Source organism: Hymenobacter wooponensis, assembly GCF_004745865.1.
GTDB classification, from domain to species: Bacteria; Bacteroidota; Bacteroidia; order Cytophagales; family Hymenobacteraceae; genus Hymenobacter; species Hymenobacter wooponensis.
Genome location: NZ_SRKZ01000010.1, coordinates 68,822 through 92,228 on the forward strand (window position 1 = coordinate 68,822; position 23,407 = coordinate 92,228).

General features: G+C 54.1%; 25 protein-coding genes and 1 rRNA gene. 14 read left to right on the forward strand and 12 right to left on the reverse strand.

Annotated features, from left to right (window positions below; genetic code table 11):
- The first annotated feature begins 14 nt into the window (after positions 1–14).
- Positions 15–638, forward strand: a complete 624-nt coding sequence (locus EU557_RS24335; RefSeq protein ID WP_135533050.1) for a thioredoxin family protein — start codon at positions 15–17, stop codon at positions 636–638.
- Positions 639–955: 317 nt separating this feature from the next.
- Here the strand turns inward: EU557_RS24335 and EU557_RS24340 are convergent, their stop codons facing one another.
- Both EU557_RS24340 and EU557_RS24345 read right to left on the reverse strand, forming a co-directional pair.
- The gene (locus EU557_RS24340; protein ID WP_167855351.1) at positions 956–1,609 is read right to left on the reverse strand and encodes an NAD(P)H-binding protein; all 654 of its coding nucleotides are present in this window, start codon (positions 1,607–1,609) and stop codon (positions 956–958) included.
- A 139-nt stretch (positions 1,610–1,748) separates the two neighbouring features.
- Entirely contained in the window at positions 1,749–2,747 is a 999-nt protein-coding gene (locus tag EU557_RS24345; protein ID WP_135533051.1) for an NAD(P)H-quinone oxidoreductase, read from the reverse strand.
- 135 nt (positions 2,748–2,882) lie between these two features.
- Here EU557_RS24345 and EU557_RS24350 point away from each other — a divergent pair, with 135 nt between their 5' ends.
- From EU557_RS24350 to EU557_RS24390, 9 genes are all read left to right on the forward strand, one after another.
- Positions 2,883–3,380, forward strand: coding sequence for a hypothetical protein (locus EU557_RS24350; protein ID WP_135533052.1), 498 nt, complete (start codon positions 2,883–2,885; stop codon positions 3,378–3,380).
- A 130-nt stretch (positions 3,381–3,510) separates the two neighbouring features.
- On the forward strand, positions 3,511–3,873 hold the full coding sequence (locus EU557_RS24355) for a hypothetical protein (RefSeq protein WP_135533053.1): 363 nt from the start codon (positions 3,511–3,513) through the stop codon (positions 3,871–3,873).
- Positions 3,874–4,628: 755 nt separating this feature from the next.
- Complete coding sequence (locus tag EU557_RS24360) at positions 4,629–4,862, forward strand: hypothetical protein (RefSeq protein ID WP_135533054.1); 234 nt, start codon at positions 4,629–4,631, stop codon at positions 4,860–4,862.
- Positions 4,863–4,982: 120 nt separating this feature from the next.
- Positions 4,983–5,384: a hypothetical protein gene (locus EU557_RS24365; protein ID WP_135533055.1), complete on the forward strand. Its 402-nt coding sequence runs from the start codon at positions 4,983–4,985 to the stop codon at positions 5,382–5,384.
- Between the two features lie 84 nt (positions 5,385–5,468).
- Positions 5,469–5,810, forward strand: coding sequence for a hypothetical protein (locus EU557_RS24370; protein ID WP_135533056.1), 342 nt, complete (start codon positions 5,469–5,471; stop codon positions 5,808–5,810).
- Between the two features lie 179 nt (positions 5,811–5,989).
- Positions 5,990–6,271 (forward strand): hypothetical protein, encoded by a 282-nt coding sequence (locus EU557_RS24375; RefSeq protein ID WP_135533057.1) that lies wholly within the window; start codon positions 5,990–5,992, stop codon positions 6,269–6,271.
- Positions 6,272–6,401: 130 nt separating this feature from the next.
- The gene (locus EU557_RS24380) at positions 6,402–6,668 is read left to right on the forward strand and encodes a hypothetical protein (protein ID WP_135533058.1); all 267 of its coding nucleotides are present in this window, start codon (positions 6,402–6,404) and stop codon (positions 6,666–6,668) included.
- A gap of 5 nt (positions 6,669–6,673) precedes the next feature.
- Positions 6,674–7,099: a hypothetical protein gene (locus EU557_RS24385; protein WP_135533059.1), complete on the forward strand. Its 426-nt coding sequence runs from the start codon at positions 6,674–6,676 to the stop codon at positions 7,097–7,099.
- A gap of 826 nt (positions 7,100–7,925) precedes the next feature.
- Positions 7,926–8,360: a hypothetical protein gene (locus tag EU557_RS24390; protein WP_135533060.1), complete on the forward strand. Its 435-nt coding sequence runs from the start codon at positions 7,926–7,928 to the stop codon at positions 8,358–8,360.
- Between the two features lie 137 nt (positions 8,361–8,497).
- Here EU557_RS24390 and EU557_RS24395 read toward each other — a convergent pair whose 3' ends face one another.
- The 3 genes from EU557_RS24395 to EU557_RS24400 all read right to left on the reverse strand — a co-directional run bounded on the left by EU557_RS24395 (position 8,498) and on the right by EU557_RS24400 (position 11,248).
- The gene (locus EU557_RS24395) at positions 8,498–8,782 is read right to left on the reverse strand and encodes a recombinase family protein (protein WP_135533061.1); all 285 of its coding nucleotides are present in this window, start codon (positions 8,780–8,782) and stop codon (positions 8,498–8,500) included.
- Between the two features lie 19 nt (positions 8,783–8,801).
- Positions 8,802–8,960, reverse strand: a complete 159-nt coding sequence (locus tag EU557_RS25635; protein ID WP_167855353.1) for a hypothetical protein — start codon at positions 8,958–8,960, stop codon at positions 8,802–8,804.
- A 98-nt stretch (positions 8,961–9,058) separates the two neighbouring features.
- Entirely contained in the window at positions 9,059–11,248 is a 2,190-nt protein-coding gene (locus EU557_RS24400) for a glutamine synthetase III family protein (protein ID WP_135533062.1), read from the reverse strand.
- Between the two features lie 280 nt (positions 11,249–11,528).
- On the opposite strand from EU557_RS24400, the gene EU557_RS24405 reads away from it, so the two are divergent.
- Together EU557_RS24405 and EU557_RS24410 are read left to right on the forward strand one after the other, a co-directional pair.
- Positions 11,529–13,385: an LTA synthase family protein gene (locus EU557_RS24405; RefSeq protein ID WP_135533063.1), complete on the forward strand. Its 1,857-nt coding sequence runs from the start codon at positions 11,529–11,531 to the stop codon at positions 13,383–13,385.
- 4 nt (positions 13,386–13,389) lie between these two features.
- Entirely contained in the window at positions 13,390–13,761 is a 372-nt protein-coding gene (locus EU557_RS24410; protein WP_135533064.1) for a hypothetical protein, read from the forward strand.
- Positions 13,762–13,765: 4 nt separating this feature from the next.
- Here the strand turns inward: EU557_RS24410 and EU557_RS24415 are convergent, their stop codons facing one another.
- Positions 13,766–14,629, reverse strand: coding sequence for a pirin family protein (locus EU557_RS24415; RefSeq protein WP_135533065.1), 864 nt, complete (start codon positions 14,627–14,629; stop codon positions 13,766–13,768).
- 263 nt (positions 14,630–14,892) lie between these two features.
- On the opposite strand from EU557_RS24415, the gene EU557_RS24420 reads away from it, so the two are divergent.
- Together EU557_RS24420 and rpiA are read left to right on the forward strand one after the other, a co-directional pair.
- Positions 14,893–15,909, forward strand: a complete 1,017-nt coding sequence (locus tag EU557_RS24420; protein WP_135533066.1) for an LLM class flavin-dependent oxidoreductase — start codon at positions 14,893–14,895, stop codon at positions 15,907–15,909.
- 116 nt (positions 15,910–16,025) lie between these two features.
- Positions 16,026–16,778 (forward strand): ribose-5-phosphate isomerase RpiA, encoded by a 753-nt coding sequence (gene rpiA / locus EU557_RS24425; RefSeq protein ID WP_135533067.1) that lies wholly within the window; start codon positions 16,026–16,028, stop codon positions 16,776–16,778.
- A 3-nt stretch (positions 16,779–16,781) separates the two neighbouring features.
- Here rpiA and pgl read toward each other — a convergent pair whose 3' ends face one another.
- The 6 genes from pgl to rrf form a co-directional block, all read right to left on the reverse strand.
- A complete protein-coding gene (gene pgl / locus EU557_RS24430) occupies positions 16,782–17,546 on the reverse strand; it encodes a 6-phosphogluconolactonase (protein ID WP_135533068.1) in 765 nt (254 codons plus the stop codon).
- Positions 17,533–19,047: a glucose-6-phosphate dehydrogenase gene (gene zwf / locus EU557_RS24435; RefSeq protein WP_135533069.1), complete on the reverse strand. Its 1,515-nt coding sequence runs from the start codon at positions 19,045–19,047 to the stop codon at positions 17,533–17,535. Before zwf ends, pgl begins: the two co-directional genes overlap by 14 nt.
- 41 nt (positions 19,048–19,088) lie before the next feature.
- Positions 19,089–20,588, reverse strand: coding sequence for an NADP-dependent phosphogluconate dehydrogenase (gndA, locus tag EU557_RS24440; RefSeq protein ID WP_135533070.1), 1,500 nt, complete (start codon positions 20,586–20,588; stop codon positions 19,089–19,091).
- A 70-nt stretch (positions 20,589–20,658) separates the two neighbouring features.
- Complete coding sequence (locus EU557_RS24445) at positions 20,659–21,726, reverse strand: UDP-glucose--hexose-1-phosphate uridylyltransferase (protein WP_135533071.1); 1,068 nt, start codon at positions 21,724–21,726, stop codon at positions 20,659–20,661.
- A gap of 13 nt (positions 21,727–21,739) precedes the next feature.
- Positions 21,740–22,909: a galactokinase gene (gene galK, locus EU557_RS24450; RefSeq protein ID WP_135533072.1), complete on the reverse strand. Its 1,170-nt coding sequence runs from the start codon at positions 22,907–22,909 to the stop codon at positions 21,740–21,742.
- Positions 22,910–23,285: 376 nt separating this feature from the next.
- Positions 23,286–23,397, reverse strand: a 5S ribosomal RNA gene (gene rrf / locus EU557_RS24455).
- Between the last annotated feature and the right edge of the window lie 10 nt (positions 23,398–23,407).

Here is a 23,407-nt window from a genome sequence, read left to right on the forward strand (position 1 = left end):
TACCTCTTTGCCTTATGAAAAAGCTACTTCCGTTTCTGGCTGCTTGCCTGGTATTGGCGTTGAGCAGCTTCATCGTACTTCGGCCGGCTGCGGCGGGGTATCAGGTGGGCGACAAGGCCACCGATTTCAAGCTCAAGAACGTGGATGGAAAGATGGTTTCGCTGGCCGACAATAAGACGGCGAAGGGCTACATCGTGGTGTTTACCTGCAACACCTGCCCCTACGCCAAGGCCTACGAGCAGCGCATTATCGACTTGAATACCAAGTACGCCAGCCAGGGCTACCCCGTAGTAGCCATCAACCCCAACGACCCTGCCGTGGCCCCCGGCGACTCCTTCGCTGACATGCAAAAGCGGGCCAAGGAAAAGAGGTACGCCTTCCCTTACCTGCAGGATGAGACCCAGCAGATTGCCAAGGCCTACGGCGCCACCCGCACGCCCCATCTCTACGTGCTCACCCGCCAAGGCAACGGCTTTGTAGTTAGCTACATTGGCGCTATCGACGACAACTCCGAGGATGCCAGCCAAGTGAAGACCAAGTATCTGGAAAACGCCATGGCCGATATTATTGCCGGTAAGCCCGCCTCACTAAATTCTACCAAGGCTATCGGCTGCACCATTAAGTGGAAGCGGGCCTAGGCCACTCAGCACTTGCCCCACTAAAAAAAGCCCGCTGTACAGCGGGCTTTTTTTTAGTGGCTGGTTCAGCTCCCTAATTAGAAGAGAGATGCAATCCGGCTGAGCAGGATAAAGCATTGGGCTAGTCTACTCCCGCACGGTATTCTGAACGGAGCGAACCGTACGTAGACGTAATCAAGATTCTGACCACGACTGAACGACTGGCCTAGAACGACCTGTACTTGACGTGGTAAGCTTTTTCCTTCGTCAGACGACGTGCATGGATAAAATGCGTAGATGTAATGCGCAGCTGTAAAGGAAATTACTCAATCAAGCTGCTACTCTTCGGCGCGGATAAATACGTCTTCCAGCGTGATAGTTTGTACGCCAGGGGTGTCGTCGAGGGCGGCGTTGATCATGGCTTGAGCAACGGTGCGGCCGTGAATGGGGCGATACTGCCGCAGCACTGGCACCTGGCCTAGCAGGCTACCCAGGGCCAGGCCTATCCGCTCGCCGGTACGGGGCTCCTTTCGGGCGCCGGCCAACATCCCGGGCTGCAGCACCCGGATGCGACGGAAGGGAAGTTTTTTAACATCCCGCTCTAGTTCTCCCTTCATCCGGCTGTAGAAGATCATGGAATGAGCATCGGCGCCGGCCGAAGAAACCAGCACCAGAGCTTCCACTCCGTGCTCGGCGGCGGCCTGGGCAGCGCGGTACTGGTACGTATAGTCTATTTCATACTGAGCGGCTTGGCTGCCAGCCTGTTTGAGCGTGGTACCAAGGGTGGAGAATAGCACATCCCCGGTTAGCAGCTCGCTCCACTGCTGGGGCTGCTGAAAATCAACTAAGTGTTCTTGCAGCTTGGGGTTTTGATAGCCCGTGGGCCGACGGGTAAACACTTTAATGCTAGTGAAACGGTCGTCGAGGAGTAGCTGCCGGAGCAAGTAGTCGCCGACTAGGCCCGTAGCTCCAATCAGTATGGCTGTTTTCATTAGTAGGTAGTTGGTGAGCAAGCAATAGCTGAGCTTAAAAGCTGTGTAAGTTCTGCGTTACACTGTTGCAGCTACCGCCGCTAACAAAACGCGCTTCAAGCTCAACCGTTGTACGGTTACGCTTGAGTTTCGGTAGGGTTTACGCAATCTGCCTCTGCTCCTCCTCGTGCGCTACTTCCAGCACCAGCTTCCCGATGTGGGTGCTGCTTTCCAGCAGCTGGTGCGCGGCGGCCGCTTCATGGAGCGGAAACGTGCGGTAAATAACCGGCCGAAACTTACCCGCGGCCAGCAGCGGCCACACCCGCTGCTCTACGGCTACGGCCAACGCCGCCTTGAACTCCGCAGAACGGGGCCGCAAGGTGCTGCCCGTAATGGTGAGGCGGCGGGCCATTACCTCCAGGGCGTTAAACTCAGCTAGGCCACCCTGCATAGCATTGATGAATACCAGTCGGCCATCGGGGCGTAGCAGGCGCAAGTTTTTGGGCGTGTAGTCGCCGCCAATCATGTCCAGCACCACATCCACACCCTCTTCGGCCAGCACCTGCTCAAAGTCGGCTTCTTTGTAGTTGATTACCACATCGGCCCCTAGGGGGCGCAGCGCCTCACACTTCTCGGCGCTGCCGGCGGTAGCAGCCACGCGGCTGCCCAGGGCATGCGCCAGCTGAATGGCGGTTATGCCAATGCCACTGCTGCCCCCATGCACCAGCAAGGTTTCGCCGGGCTGCAAGGCTCCGCGTTGGAATACGTTGTGCCACACAGTGAACACAGTTTCGGGCAGGGAAGCGGCTTCAATCATGCTCCAGCCCTCGGGCACCGGCAAGCAATGTCCCGCATCAACCACGGCATACTCAGCGTAACCGCCGGCCGCCAGCAGCGCGCACACCGCGTCGCCGGGCTGCCAGCGCGTTACGGCGGCACCGCACTGCTCTACGCGGCCCGCTATTTCCAGGCCCGGCACCATACCCACTACATCGCCGCTACCGCGGTACTTGCCCTGGCGCAGGAGTACATCGGGGCGGTTTACGCCAGCAGCTTCTACCCGCACCAGTACTTCGTGCGGCGCTGGCTGGGGCTTTGGGGCATCTTGGAGTTGTAAGACATCTGGCCCTCCGGGCGCGGAAATCGTAATATGTTGCATAAGGAGCGGGTGAGGGCACGCTCAGTTCAGCGCGCCTGTTTACCAGGACGCTAAACTGGCCCGGGTGGTTAGGCTCCGCTCCCACATTAACCATATTTTACGGGTTGCCGTACACATACTGTCGCGCTTACTTCCATGAAAAAAGTTTCGTTTCTGCCCCCGCTCCTCCAGGCTGCCCGAGCTACTGGCCTACGCGCCTGGCAAACAGGCCGGTTATTTCAGCGTGCAGTTCGCACCGCTCTCGACTCCGTGCAGGATGTGCTTAGGGCAGAGGTTCAGAAGGGCAACGCACAACTAGTGGTTGACTTTCTCAGCAATAAAGCCCTGCCCGCGGCTCGTGCGCTGCTGCTGGAGCGCATGGCCACTCGTTTGCTCGTGCGGCTAGGCCTGCGCGGAGTACTGGCTTCGAGCGTGGTGGGCTGGGTGTTACCCTTTGTGGTGGAGCAGCTGATTAAGGTGGGGCACCGCACTGGCCTCTTCGAGAAAATCCGCACTAACGCTACGGTCACCGACACGCTGCGCCGGCTCGATGAGCTCAAGCAGGCCACTTGGAAAGCCCTAGCTCCCGATCACGGCACCGGTGCCGAGGTGCTACCCGACGACACCGAGTTGCCCCGACAGCTTTCGGCCTGAAAAACCCGAAGCGGGCGCTTAAACACCTGTTTTCACCGAAAAATTCCTCTTCTAAACTATACTTCATTTGGCCCCTTTTTTACCTGAAATTGACAATCCAGTTCCCTTAACCAAGTCGTAGGTGGGGCCAATGAAAAAGTCAGTCTCCTCCTTTCCGACAGATCCCACCCAGGTTTCTACCGTGAGCAAGGCGTTACGCGAGCTTTACCGGAACGCCCGCCACATTTACCACTCCGACCCATACGCTGCCGCACGGCTGGCCCGCATTGCCGACCAGGCCGAGTACTTTTTGCAGGCGTGGCCCGAAGAGCAGTGGCCTACATCATTGCACAGCCAGCAGCCGTTGCCTAGCCGCCATGTGTTACTGGCCTGGGCAGCCAACGCCAAGCGTGATGCTATTGCCTTCAGCCTGCAACCGGAAAGTGCCTGGTCGTACGCGCACTGGCGTCGCATTACCACCACTCTACTCGCTGCTCTGGCTCCATTTTCCTAGGAGTGACAGCCCAGACTCTGCCGGTTAGCATACCGTAAACGTCGAGGGTGCGCGGAGGCAAAGCACCTCTAGTACTGGCTAGTCACTTGACTATAACCACGTACTGGAAGTGCTTTGCCTCCGCGCACCCTCGACGTTTTATTTGTTACTGTCTCACCCCCGGCAATATCCTACTGAAGGAGTTTTACTTATTAATATATTCGCTTCTGCTATTACTTACTTAATTCTGGTGCAGTAAGCCATACTGCCGCTATGTAATCAGCCGGGGCATTCAGACGTCCTCCTGATTATATCAGTACTTATTATGTTACTAGAGTATCCTTTACCAGCTTATGAACAGGTTACACTACCTACATATAATAGTGGCCTAGCGACTATTGAGCGAATAGTACATTGGCTTTTTGCTAACTGGATCATGCTTGACGCGGCAATGCTTGTGCTGCAGCTGCTCAGGAGAATAGGCACCGCGTTCAGCTTTCTCTTGCTCCGGGTGGAGCGGCTATTTCTTCACATATTGACCTTGGGCTACACCCTCTGGAGGTGGTCGCGCGAGCAAGACCGGCACTACCACCAGCTCTGGCTAGGCTGGCCGCGGCTTTCGTACTCTCTGGGTCTCACGCCTCTTTTGTGGGCTGAAGGTGGCACGCTATATGTCAGCCCTGCACGTTATAGAGGCTTTCGTTCGTCATAAAAGGGCCGCCTCTCTCGTTATGCTGGTGGCCGTTGGCCTTATGCTCCTCCTAGCCCCTAGTATCATGTACACCCTAGATAGTAAGGCCCAACCTAGTGAATTTGGTTGTGTTCACTATACCATGTCGTGGGGAGTGGCCACCCTTCCCACCGTCGGCTATGCCGATCTTATTCTGCTTACGTCCGCAGACAAGGAACTCAGCGGTCTACTTGCCATCCTAGGCCTCTTCGGTATGTGCAGTGGCCTTTTGCTCTCTGTTTTCAGCAAGCAGCAGCAAGAAGAGCAGACCACAGAATAGGGCTACAACTTCTATCTACTCCTTCAGAAGCCGTAACCCTCTAGCTCCAAATCTCGAACTTCATCCCGCGACTATTCGCGTTGTAGTCGCGCCTTACTTAATTACTGGTTCTCCCACTGTATGCTCCTGCTCACCGCTCTGTCTTCCGTAAGCTTTTATCTGCACAACATCGGCTGCCGGGCCTTAGAAGCTAGATGGAGTGACCATGGTGGCAGCGAGTCCTTTCGGGAGGCTGTTCTGGAAGGTCTGGCTTTGGCCCGCCAGTACCAAGCCGAGTGCTGGATAGCCGATGACCGGCAGTTGGGTCCTATGCAGTCCGCTGATCTGGAATGGGTGGCTACCGACGTACTGCCAGCCCTAGCCGAATGCGGTGTTCGTCGCCTTGCCATCATCGAGTCTGATGACCTACTTAACCGGGAGTTGATTGAGGAGGCCTACTCCCCGCCCCTCGACACGCTACCCATCGAGGTTCGCCATTTCACTGATTTGCCCACGGCCCGCGCCTGGGCCTGTAGCAAATAGTTCTTTAGCGTTATTCTTTGCCAGGCAGTTGCAGCCCCAGCAACTAGGTTGTTTCTGTTGTATTATTCTCTATTTGTGTATTCTATGAAGCGCTTACCTTTCTTGCTTCTCTTGGCTATTGGCCTAGCCCCTCTTGCATCTTGGGCGCAGGCTCCGGCGGCTACTACCCCCGCAGCAGTGGCCTACGAGTACGAAACTGCTAGCATTAATAAATGGGATACGCGAGAGTGGCGCTTGATCGATACCGACCCTACGCATTCCCGTAGCCAGTGGTATGTCCAAAATGAGCGGGGCAAGGACCGGCTCTGGAAGTCTCAGGCCGAAGTACTCAACTACCTGGCCAGCCAGGGCTGGGAAATCCTCCCGCTGGGCGTAAGCCCCGACAATACCCTCTTTCACTATATGCTGCGCCGGCCCGCTAAGTAACTGCGCTTTACTACACCCAATCTAGCTCCTGCTCGTGGTCCTGTTGGCGCTGCCCTTACCTGTGGCAGCCGTCAACTGCCTGCACCACAAGATGATCCATAACTAGTGACAATTCGAGCATTTCTACTTTGGTAAAGTCGAAAAAGAGTAGATTTGAATCTATCTATCCTGCTTTATTGATGGCCACTGACGCCTTGCTTTCTCGCTTACAAACCCTCGGCCAGGAGCTGGAAGAAGACCACAGCGCCGGCGACGTGGGCAGCTCTGCCCCTCTAACCCAAGCCCGGGAGTTTCTACTTTTCCACTTACACCAAGATCCCACGCTGCCTTACCGAGGCGCGGAGCTACTAGATCTCCTGACGCCCTCTCCGCACATTCATTGGCGCTGGGAGCAGGAACGGGAACTTGTGCTGGAGGGCCTGACGCTGCTGCATCAGCTATGGCGCGGGCAACGACGCTAACTGGCCTAGCGGACCTGCTGCCAGATGATTCCGAGTATTACGTTGCGCTGTAATTTGAGCTCCTTCTGTACAAGACGCATATTTTGCAGTGGTGGGAGTTGCAGGTACTAATACTAAATCACAGCAGTTAATGATAGCCAATCCCAATTGTACAATTAAAAACGTAAACCCTATTTGGCTCTTTCTAGGCCAGGGCGAGATGTTTCTTAATGCGACTGAAGAGGTTCAAATAGTAGATACTAAGCGCGGAGGTTACCTATCAGACTGTGAGAACGATTTGCAAGTGGCCTACGATAAGATTGAGCAACCAAAGGCGCTGGTTGCGGCCCAGGACGATCTGATTGCAGCCAAGGAGGAAATGCTGACGCTGCGTGGACAGCATAACCATCCCAACTAATTTCTATGCCCCGCTATTTACACTCCCTCTTGCTAAGCCTGCTACTCTTGGTGGCTGCGGCCTGCTCAACGAAGGAAGTCCCCAAGCCAACACCTTCGTTGGAGGGTATTTGGGTGCAGACGCGTATGACAGAGTACGTTCCCTGCAGTAACTGCACGACGCAACGGTTTATACAGGACATAAATTATCCAGCTGGCGTACAGACTCTAACCATTACTCCGAACGAATATAAATTCAACACGGCACAGGGCACCAACACCTTTTCCTATGTCCGCCGCGGCGATACTCTGCTCATCACAGTCCCACTAGCTAGTGGCTCCATCACGAGCCGCACCAGCATTATTAACCTCAAGCCCAGCAGCTTGCACTTGCAGCAATATGCGCCTCGGGCCGGTACATCAGCCATCATAGATCAATACTTCACCCGCTAAGCTGACTCCCTTGAGAGCTGCCATGGGAGAACATGCCTACTAAGGATGCTTTTGTTCCAGCTAAGGAAGAATTGCTCGTGTTGTTGCGAGGCAGATAACTAGTCCGAAGTGATATGGCAGTTACCGTTCGCAAAAACGACGTCAGAGCGTCGAATCTGTACTTCATAAGCAGCTCAGTAGGCAATGTTGGCGCATTTATAGACCAGATATCAGTACTCGAAGCCGGTAGTTAAGCAATAGCTAAAGTCGCACTTACGGTTATTCTTATGGCTACCCTGCTATTTAGCATCGGCTTAAGAATTCGTAAAGGCTACTGGTTGGCTAAGATCGTCTTCCTCTTGTTGTTCGCCAGCACCATTTTCAGCTATGTAAATGAATTGCCTTACTAGGTTTCATTTCGTAGCCTAATGGGCTCAACTATCAACTTAGTAGATGCCTACGTAGCTGTCATCATCATCCGCGACCTGCTGCGCCGACCCAGCCACAAGGGCTTATGCGCAATAGGTAAAAGACAACATTACCCATAGCTAGAACTACTAGTCATAGCATAAGTATATAATCGCCAATATTTTTAGCAAAAACTAACTAGTGTATTTAGTGAATATTTTACTTATCATTTACTGAAATGAGGAGTACGAATAGATAAAGAATAAATAAGCAAAAACGCTTCTCACCCTAAAGCTACTAATCTTCGATTTTAGGTTGTAAACGCCCTTTTTATAGAATTGGGGGCGGGTGTTAATCTTTAGACTCAACTTTTTGCTCCGCTATTGCAACCAATTCATCCTCTAAGGGCTCTACTATATACACCTATAATTTATTTGTGATGAAACATATACTGGTTCCTTTCCTCGCCCTAGTTTCGCTAGCTTCCTGCCAAAAAGATGACTCGGCAGAGGTACAGGTTGGTGCGTATCCCCAAACGTGGCAGTTGGTTAAATCAACGTCATCTTGGACAAACAAGGTCTGGACGGGTGCAGAACTACCTTATCAAGAAAAGTACGTCTTCCAAGCCGATAGCACTTTTACCAAAACGCGCCAAAAAGGCGATCAGACGATTGAGGCGAGCGGTACGTTTTCTGTGCGTCCTTACGGCGGTAAACCTTATACCATTCTCACCTACAGCGCGGCCAGCGAGCTGATTGGCACGTGTTACTCACGGTCACTACGGGAGGACCTTGTGTTGACAGCAAGTGATACTCTTCGTAATACGTGGGAGGCCTGTGATGGTCCTCGGCTTGAATACAAGAGGGTGCAATAGCGTTACTGGAAGTGAACGGCTAATGACTGAGTAGTTGCTTGTAGCATTTTACAGTGCTCTCACTAATTCCCACTACTTACACATCTAGTGCACGGAACGACCTGCCGCAAGGGAGGTCTTTCTTTTTTAAGCCGTTCCTAATCCACACTTGTCGGCCGGCCCATATGCTTACCCTGGGCCTTGGCTAGCCCAATACCGGCTTGACGCTGCTGCCTATTACTCTCGCGCTCAAACTCCGCCAAGGCCGTGAAAACGGAGAGCACCATACGAACAGTTGGTGAGTTGGTGTCGATGCCCAGGTCCAGCGCCACGAAGCGGATATCATTCTTGCTGAAGTCGGCAATGAGTTGGGTGAAGTGAGCCGTGTTACGGCCGAGGCGCGAGAGCCAGTTCACCATGACGCAGTCGCCAAGCCGGAGCATGGTCACCAGCTTATCCAGTTCAGAGCGGCTTGTGCTGGCGCCTAATCGCCCACTGCTTGGGCACGCTCATGGCAATTTCCGTCACAGCTAGCATTTTCTGCAGCGTAATAGCCTCTTTGTAGAGCACCGTCTTTTTGCCGAGCAACGCCATCAGCGTGATGACATACTGCGAGTTCATGGCACAAAAAAAAGCCGTCCCCACCCGGAAACGGCTTTTTTGAAATCGCGGCGCGGAGAAAATTCCCACCCAACTCCGGCGCGACTCTGACTCTGGACTTAGTGCCGGAACAAAAGTTCGCGGTACTTTACCAGGGGCCAGTCCTCATCGGACACCATCAGCTCCAATTTATCAACAGAGCGGCGGATGGTGTCGAAATGTCCTTTGACGTTATCGCAGTAGGCAATAGCCCGCTCGCGTGTATCATCAATCTTGTTGGCAACTTTGCGGCTGTTCACCATCTCATCCACGTTGGTTTTGATGATGCTGATGTGTCGCGAAATGGCTTTGATAGTATCTACCGTTACCTGAGAGTTCTCATCGTCGAGGCCCAGCTCACGCAGGCCACGTACGTTGTTGATCAGTTTGGTCTGGTAGGCCACCGCAGTTGGAATGATATGGTTGATGGCCAAATCACCCATTACGCGGCTTTCAATCTGAATTTTCTTGATGTAGTCCTCCAGCAGAATCTCGTGGCGGGCGTGCAGCTCCACGTGTGAGAAAATGCGGTGACGCTCAAACAGTGTGGAAGCGTCTTCCTGAATTAGGGCATCTAAGGCCTGTGGTGTAGTTGGCACGTTTGCCAAACCACGCGCAGCAGCCTCTTCTTTCCATTCATCGGAATAGCCATTGCCCTCGAAACGGATGTTTTTGGAGCTAATCACGTATTCGCGCAGCACTTCCACAATAGCTACTTCCTTCTTCTTGCCCTGCTCGATCAGTGCATCCACCGACTGTTTAAAGTCGATGAGTTGCTCTGCCACGATAGCGTTGAGCGTAGTCATGGCCGAAGAACTGTTAGCCGATGAGCCAACAGCCCGGAACTCAAATTTGTTTCCAGTGAAAGCGAAGGGCGACGTGCGGTTACGGTCGGTGTTGTCGAGTAGGATGGCCGGAATTTTGTCGATACCCAGCTTCAAGTAGATATTATCACCTTTATCAAGCGGCACTTTGGCGGTGCGCTCCAACTCGTCCAGTACGGAGTCGAGCATAGAACCCACGAATACCGACATGATAGCGGGTGGTGCTTCATTGGCCCCTAGGCGGTGATCATTTGAAGCAGAGGCAATGCTGGCGCGCAGCAGATTGCCATAACGGTGTACGGCTTTAATAGTGGTGATGAAGAACGCCAGGAACTGGAGGTTCTCTTTGGGCCGGCGACCAGGAGCTAGCAGGTTTACGCCCGTGTCGGTGCTCATCGCCCAGTTGTTGTGCTTGCCCGAGCCATTTACGCCCGCGAAAGGCTTCTCGTGCAACAGCACTTTGAAATTGTGCTTGTCAGCCACACGCTCCATAATGTCCATCAGGAGCTGGTTGTGGTCAACAGCCAAGTTAGCATCTTCGAAGGTAGGCGCGCACTCAAACTGGTGTGGAGCTACCTCGTTGTGGCGAGTGCGCAATGGAATACCCAGCTTGTTCGACTCCTCTTCGAAGTCGAGCATGAAGGCATGTACACGAGCCGGAATAGAACCGAAGTAGTGGTCTTCCAACTGCTGACCTTTGGCCGGCGAGTGACCGAACAGAGTACGGCCAGTCATGATCAGGTCAGGACGAGCAACATACAGGGCCTTGTCAACCAAGAAATATTCCTGCTCAATACCCAGCGTAGTATGTACGCGCTGTACATCTTTATCGAAGTACTGACACACATCAACCGCCGCTTTTTCCAGCGAAGCTAACGACTTAAGCAGCGGAGCTTTATAGTCCAACGCCTCACCAGTGTAAGCCACGAAAATAGTGGGGATACACAAGGTTTTAGCACCAGCAGTTTCAATGATGAAGGCAGGCGACGTGGGGTCCCAAGCAGTGTAGCCACGGGCCTCAAACGTGTTGCGAATGCCACCGTTCGGGAATGAAGAAGCGTCGGGCTCTTGCTGTACCAGCGCCGAGCCTTTGAAGTTCTCAATCGGACGACCGTCAGAGTTCAGGTCAAAGAACGAATCGTGCTTTTCAGCAGTAGCACCGGTCAGGGGCTGGAACCAGTGCGTATAGTGCGTGGCACCTTTAGCCATCGCCCAGGTCTTCATAGCCGAAGCTACCGCGTCGGCTACGCTACGCTCTACGGGTGAGCCTTGCTTGATAGCAGCTTGCAGCTTTTTGAAATATTCACCGGGCATGGTGGCCCGCATGGCGTCGAGGTTGAATACATTCTTACCGAATGAGTCGGAGCGACGCTCCCCAGAAATAGCAACAGCCACCGGCTGCCGCTGATCTACTATTTCTAAAGCTTTAAAGCGAAGAGTTGCCATGCAATGAGTAACGTGAACAATTCAAATGGAGATCTGGAGCAAAGGTAGAGTTCTACACTAGATTTTTCCAAACACCCCCCTTCAAGATACAGGGGTTTTTCGATTAAAGTCACTCTTTTCTCCCTAAACCCCCATTATTTCTCGGGTATATTCACCGAAAACGATTGCTTTGTTACTATTTTATTGAGTTCTGGTCAAGTTCTCATGCAAGAAAGACTAGCTTGCTAGATCATCAGCTCCGATAAGCAACCCCGGCGTTGGTTCCGTTACCTTTGCCTTTGTGAAAACCCGCTTCGCGTTTCAGCCACGGTACTTTTTGTTTTGGCTGACGTACTTCGTGGCCGCTAAGGCCTTGTTTCTGCTTTATCATTACGCCAAGTTCCGCCTGCTGCCGGGTGACACGGGGCCGCGCATTTTTGGTTATGGCCTCCGGCTTGATGCTTCTACAACGGCCTACCTATGCGTGGTGCCCTTCTCCCTATTTGTGCTGGGCAGTCTAGCCGGGTCACGGTTTCCGCTGGAGCGCCTGATTCGTTTCTTTACGGCTGTGGCTGGTACTGTAGTCGCATTTTTCACGGTGGCCGACCTAGAGCTATACCGGGCCTGGGGCTTTCGGCTCGATGCTACGCCCCTGCAATACTTGGCCACTCCTGGCGAAATGGCCGCCTCCGCGGGTAGTGCCCCTGTCCTTCTCTTAACTGGGTTATTCGTAGGCCTACTACTGCTGGGCTGGGTTTTGTATAAACAGTTAGTAGGGCACATGCCGGCGCTACCTGCTACTTTCAGCCAGCTACGGGCTGGCTTGGCTGGATTCCTATACATCCTGCTGCTGGTAGTGCCCATGCGTGGAGGCGTGCAGCAAATTCCGGTTAACCAAAGCGACGTTTACTTCTCCGAGCAGCCCTTCGCTAACCACGCAGCGGTTAACGTGCTCTGGAATGTGACCAACTCGCTGCTTTTGCAAAACGCTGGTCCCAACCCTTACCAGTTCGTTGCCGATTCTACGGCTCACCGGATTGTGGCCGACCTGTACCAGCCTTCGCCTGACACAGTGCAGCTTTTGCTCACTCAGAAGCCAAATATCGTTTTCATTATTCTTGAAAGCTTTACTGGTAAGCTCGTAGGCCACCTAGGTGGCGAGCGAGGTGTTACGCCAACACTTGATAGCCTGGCGCGTACGGATGTGAGCTTCCGCCACATTTACGCTGCCGGCGACCGTAGCCAAAAGGGACTTGTGGCCCTGCTTTCTGGCTATCCTAACCAGCCTACTACCAGCATTATTAAATACCCACGCAAGACGGAGCGCTTGCCTCACTTGGCAAGGGTGCTGAAGAGCTCAGGCTATAGCACGGCTTATTACCACGGCGGGGAGCTAGCCTTCGCCAATATGAAAAGCTACCTCATGACTGCCGGCTATGCGCACCTCACGGAACGTGGCGATTTTGCGCCCAAGGACCAAAACTCTAAGTGGGGTGCCCACGATCATGTGCTGCTAACCCGCATGCTACGCGAGCTACCTCAGCAGCGCCGGCCTTTTTTCGTGACGGCTTTTACTCTGAGCAGCCACGAGCCCTTTGATGTGCCCATGCGCCCGCGCTTCCGCGGTATCAGCGAGGGAGCCCAATTCCGCAACTCCGTCTATTACACTGATCATGTGCTAGGCCAGTTCTTGGCTCAGGCGCGCCAGCAGCCCTGGTGGAAGAATACCCTGGTGGTGCTCGTTGCGGACCATGGGCACCCCCAGCCCGGCGATACGCCCAATGAAGCACCGGCCAAGTTTCGGATTCCGCTGCTGCTGACAGGCGGTGCTCTGCGACCTTCCACCAGTGGCCTAGCTGTAGAAACATATGGTAGTCAGACTGATGTGGCAGCTACCTTGCTGCACCAGCTGGGGTTGCCCAGCACGCAGTTTGCCTGGAGCCGCGACCTTCTAGCTCCACCCCCATCTGCCTGGCCGGGAGGATTCGCCTTCTACTGCTTCACCGATGGCTTTGGAGTAATGACTCCCAAGGGTAGCGTCACTTACGATAACGTGGCTCGCCATGTGTTAAAGAAAAACCGCAACCTCCCCAAGGTCCAACTTCAGCTCGGGCAGGCCTACGAGCAGGCATCGTTTGAAGATTTCCTGAAAAAGTAGGGCCATGACAACCTCTGAGCTCCCGGAGCTGCTCTTCGTGTACAATGCCGATGCCGGGTTGGTCAATGGTTTTTTGGATACCGTGCACAAGCTGGTTTCGCCGTCTACTTACGCGTGCTCTCTATGTGCGCTTACCTATGGTGCCGCTACCATGCGCCTGGAGTGGCGAGAGTTTCTGAAGAACTTACCCGCGCGCACCACTTTCCTGCACCGCGATGAGCTGCCTCGTCAACATCCGGACCTGACGCGGTATGCGTTGCCCGCTGTTTTCCGTCGACAAAGTGGCCTAGCGTGGCAACCGTTTCTGACGGCCTCGGAGTTACAATCTGCGCGGGAGCTACCTCAACTTATCCAACTGATCCAAATTAAGCTCTAGGCCACTACTCCTCAATATACACGCCCATGCGCCCCATCTGATAGTCGCGCATGGCCTCCATAATTTGAGAGGTAGTGTTCATTACATAAGGCCCCTGCTGCACCACAGGCTCATTTAAGGGCGGAGCACTAGCCAAGAGAACCAACGACTCTGTTTCGGCGCGCAGGTGCAGACCGGTGCCTACAGAACTTAGTTGCACTTGGGTTTGGGCGGGCACAACAGTGCCGTTTACGGATACTTGGCCGCGCACTACATACAGCAGAATAGTATGCTCTGAGCTCACCTCAACTGCATAAGTTCCCAACGCAGCCAGCCGCACAAGGGCCAGCCGTAGGCCAGGTAATAACGAGCGCACCGGCCCACGCACCCCTTCCCAGTGGCCGGCTATAGCCGTCAGCAGGCACCAGCCTCCATCTAGTTCCATTGTCGGCAGTGCCTCCGCGGGCAGATTCTGGTAACTAGGCTGCTCCATTTTGCGAGCGGCAGGCAGATTCACCCATAGTTGTAGCAGTTCTAGGGTGCCACCTTCCCGCCGAAACTCCCGGGTGGTATTTTCTGAGTGGATAATTCCCCGGGCGGCCGTCATCCACTGTACACCTCCGGCTCCTACCGTCCCTTTGTTGCCCCGGCTATCCTGGTGCATCACTTCCCCGGCGAGCACCAGCGTTACGGTTTCAAAGCCCCGGTGCGGGTGCGGACCAAATGGCAGGCCCTGGTTGCCAGGCGGGAACTCCTCGGGCCCAATATGATGAAGCAACAGAAACGGATCGAGCGCGGGTAACTTCTCAGAAGGCAAGGACTGTAGGATGGTCAGGTTCTCGGCTTGGTTAGGTGTGGCGGGCACTAACTGAAGTACAGATCGAAGCATGTTCCCTATACTGATCAAGCCTCAAAGCTGTTACTAGAACTGCTCGTCTGGTAGAATCGTCAAAGCCTACGCTCGTCTACTGGGCCAGTAGCTCTTCGCCCGGAAACTCTATACGCCTCATCTAGCATGCCCACAACTCAAATATATGTACATACATTATTTATCCGTACCTTTACATAGTCGATGCAAGAGTTACTCTTGCTCAGCTAACCACTATACTGCCCGCTAGCACTAGGCAGCCCCCTCTATAAAACCAGAACTGTATGCAAATTGGAATAGATAGTTTCGCTGCTGCTCTTCAGAACAACGGCACTGCCCTTAGTGGCGCGGAAGCAATAAGCCAGTTGCTCGACCGCATTGAGCGAGCCGACCAGGTTGGGCTCGACGTGTTTGGCATCGGCGAGCATCACCGCGTGGAGTATCTCGACTCCGCTACGGCCGTTATTCTGGCCGCCGCCGCTGCCCGCACCAAACAGATTCGCCTAACCAGTGCCGTGACCGTACTCAGCGCTGCTGATCCCGTGCGGGTATTTCAGGAGTTTGCTACCCTCGACCTCGTCTCGCAGGGCCGGGCTGAAATGGTGGTAGGCCGGGGCTCATCCATCGAAGCCTTCCCCCTCTTTGGCTTCGACTTGGATGATTATGATGCGCTGTTCACTGAGAAATTGAATCTCCTGTTAACCATTCGCGACCAGGAGCGCGTGCATTGGAATGGCAAATTCCGGCCGGCTCTCACTGGGCAAGGCATCTACCCTAGGCCTATGCAACCCCAGCTCCCCATATGGCTTGGCGTGGGCGGCACGCCTCAATCCTTTGTTCGGGCTGGTATGCTGGGCTTACCGCTGATGGTGGCCATCATTGGCGGCGACACACACCGCTTCCGCCCTTTAATTGATTTGTACCGAAATGCCGGTAAGCAAGCTGGCTACTCGCCGGAGCAGCTGCAGGTAGGCCTCCACTCGCTGGGGTACGTGGCTGAAACCACGGAGCAAGCCTTAGAGGAATTCTACCCTGGCTATGCCCAAACCTTCAGCAGCCGAGCCCGCGAACGGGGTGGCGCCCCCGTCACGCGGGGTCAGTTTATGGCTCAGACGGGCCCATTGGGTGCCCTTTTGGTGGGCAGCCCGGAAGAAGTAGCAGCCAAGATTCTACGGCACAGCGAGGCACTGGGCGGTATCTCACGGGTTACGTTTCAGATGGATGTAGCCACTTTGCCTCACCAAAAACTGATGGAGTCTATCGAGCTTCTCGGCACCCGCGTGGCCCCCTTGATTCGCTAGACCAGCCGACCCGCAGTTGCTTGCAACGGACAGGCCTACAAAACACAGTCCCCGCATTATCAGTAGATAGTGCGGGGACTGTGTTTTGTAGGCCTCATTCATCTTACCTGATTCAGATGTTACCTCCTGCTTCCGCCTCCAATCAGCTAAATCAAGAAAAACAACTGGCTGCGGCCGCTGCTCTGCGCTGGGTGCGCGACGGTATGATACTAGGCCTAGGCACCGGCAGCACTGCCGCCCACTTCATCACACTTCTCGGGGAAGCCGTCCGTAACGGGCAGCTACGGGTGCAGGCTACAGCTACCTCCCAAGCCAGCGAAGCCCAGGCCCGTGAACTGGGCATTCCTTTGCTGGAGCCTCGGCGCGGCCTGCGGTTTGATTTAACTGTGGATGGAGCTGATGAACTGGACCCGCAGCTCCGGCTTATAAAAGGCGGCGGCGGTGCACTTCTACGGGAAAAAATACTTGCCACCGCCTCGGAGTATCTGCTTATCATCGCCGACTCTTCAAAGCTGGTACCTCAGCTAGGCCAGTTTCCACTACCGCTAGAGGTAGTACCGTTTGCCCTACCGTGGGTGTTGGATGCCGTGGCCGAGTTAGGCGGGCCCCCAGTCTTACGCCATAATAGGCAGAATCCTCAAGAACCCGCTCGCTCTGACCAGGGCAATCTACTAGTAGACTGCCACTTCAACCAAATCTCTGATCCTGCCCAACTAGCCACGCAGCTACAAACAATTCCGGGCGTGGTAGAGCACGGCTTGTTCCTAGGCCTGGCTCGGGCGGCCCTGGTTACACAGGGGGAGCAGGTCATGGTAGCTAGGCCTGGCATTGGGCCGGTACCCGCCACTGGCTTTGCAGAACTCCCCTAGGAGTTAGTCAGCGGTAGTTGCTCCCAACTGGCCTAGCTCGGCCGCGGCGGCCTGATCCATAAACCAGTGAACATTGCCGCTGGTAGGAGCAATCAACTGCGCTGGATACTCTTCAATCTGCCGGTCCTCCGTCAAGACCCGCTTTACTGCCAGCGCCTTATCGCCCCCATATACCAAGAAAGCCACTGCCCGCGCCTGATTGATAAGGGGAGCAGTGAAGGTGATGCGGTAGGCCTGCTTTTCTTCTACAAACACAGCTTGTACGTTGGCTTCGGTAGTATGCAGCACGGGCGTATGGGGGAATAACGACGCCGTATGCGAGTTGTCGCCGAGGCCTAGCAGTACCAGATCGAACCGGGCTGTATAAGGGGCAAAAAACTGCTCAATGTCCTGGGTATACTGTTCTGCTGCCTGCTCCGGAGGCAGGGCCGTATTCACCGCAAATACTTGTTCCGGCTTAATGCCCAGCGGGTCTAGCAGTGCCGCCTTCGCCATGCCGTAGTTGCTCTCGGGGTCATCATGCGGAACATTCCGCTCATCGCCGAAGAAGAAAGCGCCTTTCTCCCACGGCAATTGGTCGCGGTACGCCGCCGATGCCAGCAGTTCAAACAGCTTACGTGGCGAGTTGCCTCCGGAGAGGGCTACGCTGAACCGGTCTTGCGCGGCTACTGCCCGAAGGGCCGCATCCCGAAAAAATTCGGCCATTTGGCGCAGCACTTCCTCGCTAGAAGCAGCAATGTGGAGCTCTGGGAGGTTATTTTTTTCCATTGAGCGGGAGCGTAAACCAGTGGTACCCATCGCGGGCAATCAGGGCTTCGGCTACTTCTGGCCCCCATGAATCGGCGGAGTAGTTGGGGAAGCTCTGGCTGGCCCGCCCTTCCCAAGAGTTAAGGATGGGCATGATCAGGTCCCACGCCGCTTCAACCTGGTCACCACGCATAAACAGCGTCTGGTCGCCCAGCATGGTATCTAGCAAAAGCGTTTCGTAAGCCTCTGGTGCCTGGTTGGAGTAGGTGCCTTTGTAATCAAAGACCATGTCCACGGTGTTGAGCATCATGTCTAGACCAGGGCGCTTGGCCTGCACCTGCAGACGGATGCTCATTTCGGGCTGGATGCTGATGATGAGCCGGTTTTGCTGCCAGCTTTCTGCCGTTTCCGTTGGAAACACGCAGTGGGGCACATCCTTGAACTGCACCGTAATGCTGGAAGCCGAACGGTGCATGCGCTTGCCTGTGCGCAGGTAGAAAGGCACATTCTGCCAACGCCAGTTGTCCACGAAGAACTTCACGGCCGCAAACGTTTCGGTGTTAGAAGGTGGCTTCGACTCCACTTCGTCGCGGTAGCCGGGCACTTTCTTGCCTTCCATCCAACCAGCCCCGTACTGTCCACGCACTGCCGACTCCCGCACTGTTTCGGGCGTAAACCGGCGCATAGCACGCAGTACATCTACTTTGCGGTTACGTACTTCATCGGCATTGAAATTCACGGGCGGCTCCATGGCCACTAGGCACAGCAGCTGCAACAGGTGGTTCTGAATCATGTCGCGCAGGGCGCCGGCCCCGTTGTAATAACCGCCCCGGTCTCCTACTCCCAGCTGCTCCGTCACGGAAATCTGCACGTGGTCGATGTAGTTGCGATTCCACAGGGGCTCGAACAGTGCATTGGCAAACCGGAATGCCATGATATTCTGCACGGTCTCCTTGCCCAAATAGTGGTCGATGCGGTAGATCTGCTCCTCCGTGAAAATCTGGCCTAGCAGCTGGTTGAGCTCCTTCGCCGAATCCAGATCATGCCCAAAGGGCTTTTCAATCACGATGCGCGTACGCTTTGGGTCAGCCGACAGCTTGCTCTTCGCGATATTCTGGGCAATAACCGGAAAGAAGTCGGGAGCTACTGCCAGGTAGTAAATCACATTGGGCTGGCTGCCCCATTCCTTCCCATAGTCTTGAATACGACGGGCAAATGGTTCGTAAGCCGCCGCGTCCTGCACATCGGCTGCCTGATACACTACATGGTTGGCAAATGCTTCCCAGGTATCAGGGTTTGCCTTACCGCTGCGCGAAAACTGATTAATTCCTTCCAGCAGTCGGTCCCGAAAGGCTTTGTCAGTCAGAGCGGTGCGACCGGTTCCGATGATGGCAAACTGCTCGGGCAGCCACCCATCCATGAACAAATGATACAGGGCGGGCGCCAGTTTACGCGCGTTTAGATCCCCAGTGCCGCCAAAGATGACAAAAACAGTGGGCTGGATATTTTTATGGCTACTCATGCCTATGACTTGCTTTACGAATACGAATGAGAGAAACTAGGCTACTTGTTCGGAATAACCGGCTGCTTCCCTTGGCTTTTCTCTTCTACCTGAGCGTCTTGCTTATTGGAAGCATCCTCGTGGTCTGGAGTCCATTGCGTGTGGAATACCCCTTCCTTGCCAATCAACTCATACGTGTGCGCTCCGAAATAATCGCGTTGCGCCTGAATCAGGTTGGAGGGCAACCGGCCACTGCGCAACGAATCAAAATACCCCACTGCCGATGCATAAGCCGGGATTCCTAGCCCAGCCGTAACCGCAGCAGCTACTACTGTCCGGGCACCTGTGGCAGCTTGACTTACTACCAACTGCACCTGCTTGTCGAGAAGTAAGTGCTCTAGGCCAGGTGCCTGCTGGAAGGCGGAATAAATATGGTTCAGGAATTCCGACCGAATAATGCAGCCCCCGCGCCAGATGCGGGCTATATCAGCTAGCTGTAGTTCATACCCATAATCCCGCGAGGCCTTCGCAAGCAACTGCATCCCCTGAGCATAGGTAATCGCCATGCTGAAATAAAACGCCTCTTCCAGACTTTGCAGGAAGGTATCAGTATCTACCTGCAAGGCTGCCGGTGCGGGAGTGTATAGATCAGCTAGCTGCTCACGTAGCGCCTTATACTTGGAAAGATCCCGCATCGAGACGGCCGCATCTATGGTTGGAATCGGCATCTCCAGCTCCATGGCAACTTGTGAGGTCCACTTGCCAGTGCCTTTTGAGCGAGCCTCATCTTTGATGTCGTCTAGCAGCAGATGGTCAGTGTTGGGTGCCTGGAAGCGGAAGATGTCTTTCGTGATGTCTAGCAAGAACGACTGCAGCCGTCCTTCATTCCAGCGTTCAAACACTTGGCCTATGGCTTCGTTGTTGAGGCCTAGGCCACGCTTCATTACGTCGTAGGTTTCCGCAATGAGCTGCATAAGACCATATTCGATGCCATTGTGCACCATCTTTACAAAGTGCCCGGCGGCACCGGGGCCCATGTAGGCCACGCAGGGCTGGCCATCTACTTGCGCAGCAATGGCCTCAAACAAGGGCTGCAGGGTCTGATATGCATGCTTGTCACCGCCTGGCATCATGCTTGGACCAAAACGGGCTCCTTCTTCACCTCCCGATATACCCATTCCGAAGAAGTGAAAGCCAGCGGTTGAGAGAGCCTCAGCTCGGCGGGTAGTGTCGGTGAAATGCGAGTTACCACCGTCAATGATAATGTCGCCAGCGGCTAACAGTGGCTTTAGCTCTTCAATTACGCTATCTACAATGGACCCCGCAGGCACCAGCATCATAATGGCCCGGGGAGTACTTAGGCTCTGCACAAATTGTGACAACTCAGCAAAGCCCTTAACGGGTTTACCGGCGCCCTCCTCAGTTAGCAAGCTTAGCTTACTGGCGTCTTTGTCGTAACCGGCTACGGCTACCGAATGATCTGCCAGATTTAATAGCAGGTTGCGGCCCATGGTGCCCAGGCCAATCATGCCAAACGAGAATGTAGTCGGCGTTGCGTTCATCAGATGTAGGTTTCAAGACTAGGCCACAGCCCAGCAGCTGAATAGGAAAACGTGAATATACTGAGCGGCCTTATTGCGGCTGCGTGTTTTTGTAATGAATACTAGGCAGCTCCCGCAGGCGCTGGGCCGCTACTTCCGGCGTAATGTCGCGCTGAGGATTTGCAAGCAGCTCATAGCCTACCATAAACTTGCGGACCGTGGCGGAGCGGAGAAGTGGTGGGTAGAAGTGCATATGCAGGTGCCAGCTTTCGTGAGCCTCCCCATCAGTAGGGCGCTGGTGGAGGCCTGCCGAGTATGGGAACGACATCTGAAACAGGTTGTCGTAGCGAATGGTTAACTGCTGCAGCGCATCAGCCAGCGCATTCTTCTCCTCGTTCGTCAGTTGCGTGAGGTCCTGCACATGGCGGCGCGGTAAGAGTAGTGTTTCGAATGGCCAAACTGCCCAGTATGGCACTAGCACTACAAAGTGCTCATTCTGATACACCAAGCGCGTTTGCTCTTCCAGTTCAATGTCTAGGTAATCGGTAAGCAAACTGCGGCCATGCTCTGTCCAATAGGCCTGTTGGTGGACTGTTTCCCGAGCTGGGTCATCAGGCACAGTACGCTGAGCCCAGATTTGCCCGTGTGGATGCGGATTGCTGGCCCCCATCATGGAGCCTTTATTCTCGAAGATCTGTACGTAGTTGATATCTGGCCGTGACCCCAGCTCCTGGAACTGTGCTATCCATACATCTACCACTCCCCGAATTGCCGCTACCTCCATTTCTGGCAGCGTCAGGTCATGACGTGGGGAAAAACAAATTACCCGAGCAACCCCCGATTCTGCTTCAGCACGAAGTAGTCCGCGGATATTCACGCTCCCTACTGGTACAGTAGCCTGCAAAGCAGCAAAATCATTGTCAAACACAAATGTGCTGGTGTACTTCGGGTTCTGCACCCCACCAGCGCGGCTATTCCCGGGGCATAGGTAACATGTAGGGTCGTAGGGCGGACGCTTTTCAACTTCCGGTTTTTCCTGTTGGCCTTGCCAAGGGCGCTTAGAGCGGTGTGGTGAGACTAATAGCCACTGCCCTAACAGCGGATTATAACGGCGGTGCGATTGTTCAGTTGGATCAAAGAGGCTAGGCGTATCTGACATTGCGCTGTTTTATCTAGGCTAGTGAATCAAGGTCAACAAGTGAAACGCCGTCTACTAGAACGGTATGATAAGTTTCTAGCGGTAAGCCTAGCTCCCGTTGGTAGGCCTCTTTCATAGCTTTTTCAAAAGCAGGCACGTGCTCAGGCGCCACCAAGTTGATAGTACATCCTCCAAAGCCGCCCCCCATCATGCGGGCACCAAAAACTCCTGGCAAGGATTGGGCAGCTTCGACTAATACATCTAGTTCACGACAACTGACCTCATACTCATCACGCAGACCAGCATGAGAAGCATACATTAATAGGCCTACAGCATCTAAATCTCCATTGTTCAACGCTTGCGTTGCAGCCTCTACTCGTTGGTTCTCCTCTACTACGTAGCGGCAACGTTTATATACCACCGGCCCTAGTTCATGACCAAGGGCTTGAAGTTGTGCCAACGTCACATCACGTAAGCTCGCAACTTCTGGATAGCGCTGTTTTAATATCGCTACGCCCTGTTCGCACTCATAGCGACGGGTATTGTATTCTGAACTAGCCAAGGAATGTTTTACACCCGAATTGCATAACACAATGTGGCTCGACGCAGTATCAAACGGAAAATAATCATAGACCAAGGAGCGGCAATCAAGACGAACTACGTGCCCTGCTTGCCCGAACAAACTGGCGAACTGATCCATAAGCCCTGTGCGCACGCCAGCATAAGCATGTTCAGCCCCTTGAGCTATCTGGGCTAATGTGAGCCGGTCTAGGCCACTCTTCAACAAATGATTTAGCGCGAAAGCAAGCCCACAACAAAGTGCAGCAGATGAAGAGAGCCCTGCGCCTAAAGGTATATCGCCGCCAAAAATGCAATCAAAGCCTGGCACTTGGAGACCTCGCTGCTGAAACTGTGCTATTACTCCTAATAGATAATTAGCCCATTGCTTCTCACCTACAGTAATTGATGAAAGCGTAATTGTTAACCTATCCTGCTGTTCATCATACGCTATTAATCGCGCGTCTTGCCGCTGATTCAAAGCAATAGCGAAATAGACTGCTCGATTTATAGCTCCCGGCATGACGAACCCCAGATTATAATCCGTATGCTCACCAATTAGATTTACCCGCCCTGGGGCACGCACCAATAGAGGAGTGTGACCAAAATGGCGAATGAACTCAGCAGATAATAGTTCAGCATCCATAAGGGAGTTAAACTACACAATCGCTGTAAGGTTACTTTTATGAATGTTTCTGTAAAAAGTATTGCTGGTTATCACCGTCATCCCTCTATTGAGCTGGTGCAAACACTAGCTAGTGGCATTGGTTGATTTGCTTTGTTATCTGTGAATAGCAATTGGACACCGCTCTACACGCAAAAAGGCCGAGCGTAAAATGTGCTCGGCCTTTTCGTTCTTTATCTTCTTCCCATCTGCCCCTTGGCATCGGCAACCAATCAGGTAGCGAGGCAAGAAGGGCTGAAAACGCAACTGAGCCGCTCCTCCCCTCGGCAGCGCATCCCCCGAGGACTCGGTCCGGGACGCAGCACGCACGCGGGAAAAGCGGCTCAGCAGTCAGTAAGGTTGGCGGCGACCTACTCTCCCGCCGGTGAAGGCAGTACCATGGGCGCTCCGGGGCTTAACGACTCTGTTCGGAATGGGAAGAGGTGAACACCCGGGCTAAAGCCACCATTACTGGCGTCA